Annotated in this window: 3 protein-coding genes and 1 pseudogene; all 4 read right to left on the minus strand. The window is 56.6% G+C overall.

Features of this window, described 5'->3' with window-relative positions:
- Positions 1 to 344: pseudogene (locus tag SMC5_RS04460) on the minus strand (hypothetical protein); the annotation flags it as partial.
- A gap of 1 nt (position 345) precedes the next feature.
- The gene (locus SMC5_RS04465; RefSeq protein WP_119119762.1) at positions 346 to 1,455 is read right to left on the minus strand and encodes an FtsW/RodA/SpoVE family cell cycle protein; all 1,110 of its coding nucleotides are present in this window, start codon (positions 1,453 to 1,455) and stop codon (positions 346 to 348) included.
- Positions 1,456 to 1,464: 9 nt separating this feature from the next.
- The gene (locus SMC5_RS04470) at positions 1,465 to 2,094 is read right to left on the minus strand and encodes a septum site-determining protein MinC (RefSeq protein WP_119119763.1); all 630 of its coding nucleotides are present in this window, start codon (positions 2,092 to 2,094) and stop codon (positions 1,465 to 1,467) included.
- A partial coding sequence (gene mrdA / locus SMC5_RS04475; RefSeq protein ID WP_207799062.1) for a penicillin-binding protein 2 occupies positions 2,081 to 3,871 on the minus strand: 1,791 nt, incomplete at its 5' end. The genes SMC5_RS04470 and mrdA, both read right to left, overlap by 14 nt.

The raw sequence follows: 3,871 nt of genomic DNA on the forward strand, positions 1-3,871 counted from the left end.
AGCAGGTTCGTATAAGTGAGTTCCGTACCGAGGCTGAAGGCAATGACATCGAACGTGCCCAGCGGCTGGCGGCTTTCGAGAGAAAACAAGGACACCTCGTGTTCTTTGAGCCATGCCTCGAGATCGTGGAACGGGGCGAACACACGTTCTACAACGACGTTGTCGATGGTGTTGAGAAGGTGATAGAGGATCTGGATGCCGTGGGACGACATGCCGACCTCGTAGAGGTCCGGGTAGCTGAGTGCGACGCGAAAACGACCCTCCCAGTCCTTGTGGACGGCGTTGAGCTCGTTACCTGCGTATCGCGAAGGGCCTTCGAAACGTTCGAGAGAGTGCATGTCCATGTTAGAACCTCAATTCGTCGCGCACGTGGTAGACGCTGACGACAATGGAAGCGGCCATAACTTGTGTGAACAGAGATGATCCGCCATAGCTGATAAACGGCAGCGGGATGCCGGTGACGGGCGAGAGTCCGATGGTCATGCCCATGTTTACGGCGGCCTGCAGGAACCACATAGCTCCTATACCCACGACGATATAACGGGCAAAGTCGTCAGTCAGCGATCGAAAGACGAGGAACGTTGACCAGAGGAGCATGACGAAGAGGAGAACCAGCAGCGCACAGCCGGCGAACCCAAACAACTCTCCGACGAGAGAGAAGACGAAGTCGGCATACTGTACGGGCACGAACGAGAGAGGAGCCTGGGTACTTCCTTTGATGCCACGCCCCCAGAGTCCGCCGGATCCAGTGGCTACGATGGACTGGATGACATTGTAGCCGTTGCCGAGTGGGTCTGCCTGTGGATTCAAGAAGGTCTCGATCCGTGTACGCTGATACGGCCTGAGGCCAAGCCACACACCGCCTCCTACAAGTGCCAGGACAAGCCCCAGAACCAGGAGCTGGCGGCCGGTGAGCCGGAAATGGACCAGCATGATGACGGATATCCCAAGCAGGAGGCTGGCGGATCCCAGGTCCGGTTCTTTTTCGACGAGAAGAATGGACGGCATGACCGCAGCAATAACCAGAAGAATCTTCAGGCCTACGGTGAGCCTTTTCTGGGGCAACGTCAGGATCAACGCGACAATGAGAATAATCACCAGTTTCTGTATCTCACTCGGCTGGAGGCCAGATGACCCTGCGACAGGGATCCATCGTCGGGACCCGTATGCACCGGTCCCGAAGAACAGCACTGCTACAAGCAGCCCCGTTCCTATGACGTATGCCGGGATCGTGAGATACCGCAAAACCCGGTAGTTCACGAATTGCAGCATAACTGCTATGATCAGGCTCAGGCCGAGCAGCAGGAGTGTCTTCTGGAAATAGGAATAGTAACTCCCGAAGTGCCCCAATGTATACCGCTCCGCAAGGCTCGCGACATAGAAGGTCGCCAAGCCGAACCCGATGAGGAGCACGACACTTATGATGAAGAACAGCGGCAGGCGATGGGACTTCACTGGGTATCTCTATTCGAGAAAGCGTGTTTCAACATTCAGCCGGCCCTGGACGGCGCTCACTACGTAGTAATGGCTCCGTATGCCTGCTGGGGTCAAGTGAAGGATGGCGCTCGCGCTGCCGACGGCAAGTGAAGCGCCACCAGCCACCTCGAGGCACGTAATGACCGCGTTCTGAATTCCCTGGGTGCCGGCCAGGACGGTTCCCCTGATGGCGCCGAACACGAAACATGAACGCATCGTCTCGATGCGTGATCCCTCGAGAACACAGCCGACCACGACGACGTCCTTCGTCGTCTGGATGACTTCGCCTCTGATCAGGTCACGCGCAATGATCAAGGCTGTCTCAGACGGAGGGGCGTTCTTCTTCGATTCCCGTATGCGGTAATTGGTTATGCCGAGGTTGTCGCCCACGACTTTCCGCAGATCCTTTTCCAGCTTGGCCAGCGTCTTGAGACCACATGCCCGGTTCTGGAGATCGACCTGGAGCTTAAGTTGAGGAAGGATGTGATGCTGGGCGGCTGCCTGGATGAGGAGCACATGCTCGGCTTCCTTCCACTTTGCCTTGGGGTTGACGAGCGCCAGGATTTCCGTTTGGTTCCCCTTGAACACGACGGTGCTCGTTGGACTAGTTGCTGCCATTTTTCCCTCCGTACAAATCAAAGTACTTCTGCAACATATCGTGAAGGAGTGGAGCCATACTGGTACTGCGCTGGTAGGGCGAGTTCTCGTACATAAGAAGGATCGCCACCTGGGGATTGTCCATCGGTGCAAATGCTAGCATCCACGTATGGTACAGATTCGGCGTGCCGGTTTCGGCCGTGCCGGTCTTGGCGCAGATTTTGATGTTCCCGACCTGGATAAGCGCATCCCCTCCGGTCTTCGAAACGAGATAGAGTCCCTGCTTCACGTCCGTCAACGTGGCCATACTTACGCCTAGTGTGCTCTGAACGACTGGCGTCGTCTGCGTCTCTGCTTTGGTGACTGGGTCGACCGAAGCCTTCAGGAGGTGAGGGCGCCAAAGGGTCCCGTTCATCGCGATCGAACTGTAGATGGAGATGTTGCGTATGGGCGTCTCGAGCACATACCCCTGGCCGATGCCCATGTTCATCGTATCTCCTTCGTACCATGGCTCTTTGTATTTGCTGAGTTTCCATTGCGGTGTCGGGACAAAACCGGTCGCTTCGCCAGGAAGGTCGACGCCGGTGAGCTTGTCAATACCATACTTGTGGGCGTACGTGTCCATCGACTCGATGCCGGTCCGGCTGGCAACGGTGAAGAAGTAGACGTCGCAGGAGTCGGCATAGGCCTTGTAGATGTCTTCATTGCCATGACGACCCGGCCAGATCCAGCACTTGAACAGCCGCCCTCCAACCGTCAACCCTCCAGCACAGTAAATGATGCTCCGGTCCGTTATGGTGTGCGTTTCCAGTCCTGCCGTTCCGGTGACGACCTTGAACGTGCTCGCTGGAGGGAATGTACCTGCAATTGCGCGGTCGAACAGAGACCCTTTAGCGGACCATGTCTTCCAATCTTGGCTGGAGATCCCGGAGATGAACTTGTTCGGATCAAACGTGGGTGCGCTTGCCAGCGCAAGGAGCTCGCCGTTGCGTGGGTCCATGATGATCGCTGCGCCCTGGTTGTTGCCGAGAAGTCCCTCGCACATTTTCTGCAGACGGGCATCGATGGTCAGGATAATGCTCTTTCCAGGCACAGCGGGCTTTTCCTGCAGCGTCTTCACGGCCTTACCGCCGGCGTCGACTTCGATCAGTTTCTGACTCTTCTGGCCCCGCAGCAGCGACTCGTATTGCTGTTCGACGCCTTCCTTGCCGATCGTGTCCTTCATGACGTAGCCCTTAGTTTGCAGCGCCTGGAGCTCAGTATCGCCTATTTCACCTGTATACCCGAGGACATGTGCCGCCAGGGTTCCCTGGGGATAGGATCTCTTGGTCGACATGACGAGTTGGATGCCAGGCAGGTTTGGTTCCTGTTCCGCAAGCTTCAATGCAACGACCTTGCTGACGTTGCGAACGACGGTGATAGGTGTATAGGGCCCGGCGCCGGCTTTCTTGACTGTGTCCTTGAGGGTCTGAAGCTTCGCGCCTGTCAGCTGAGCTACGACACCCAACTCCTGGTCGGAGTTCTTGAGGTCATAGGTCGTCACGACGATGTCGAATGATGGGACGTCGGTTGCGAGAATGACCCCGTTCCTGTCGCGGATTTCGCCCCGCGGAGCATCTGTGCTGATGATGCGCAGGCGGTTGTCTTCCGCGACTCCTGCGTAATAGGTGCCTTTGACGACCTGCAGAAAGTAAAGGCGAGCCACGATGCCCAATAAGATCACCGTGAAGAGAATGGTGACTGCAAGGAATCGCCGGGTTTGCCGGAATCGTTGAAGCTTATCCATGATTCTGCTCGA

The organism is Candidatus Cryosericum odellii, assembly GCF_003570935.1.
Lineage (GTDB): Bacteria > Caldisericota > Caldisericia > Cryosericales > Cryosericaceae > Cryosericum > Cryosericum odellii.

Bases quoted from the DNA above. Each gene is read 5' to 3' on its own strand.
- SMC5_RS04470 (WP_119119763.1), bottom strand. From the start codon at position 2,094: ATGGCAGCAACTAGTCCAACGAGCACCGTCGTGTTCAAGGGGAACCAA.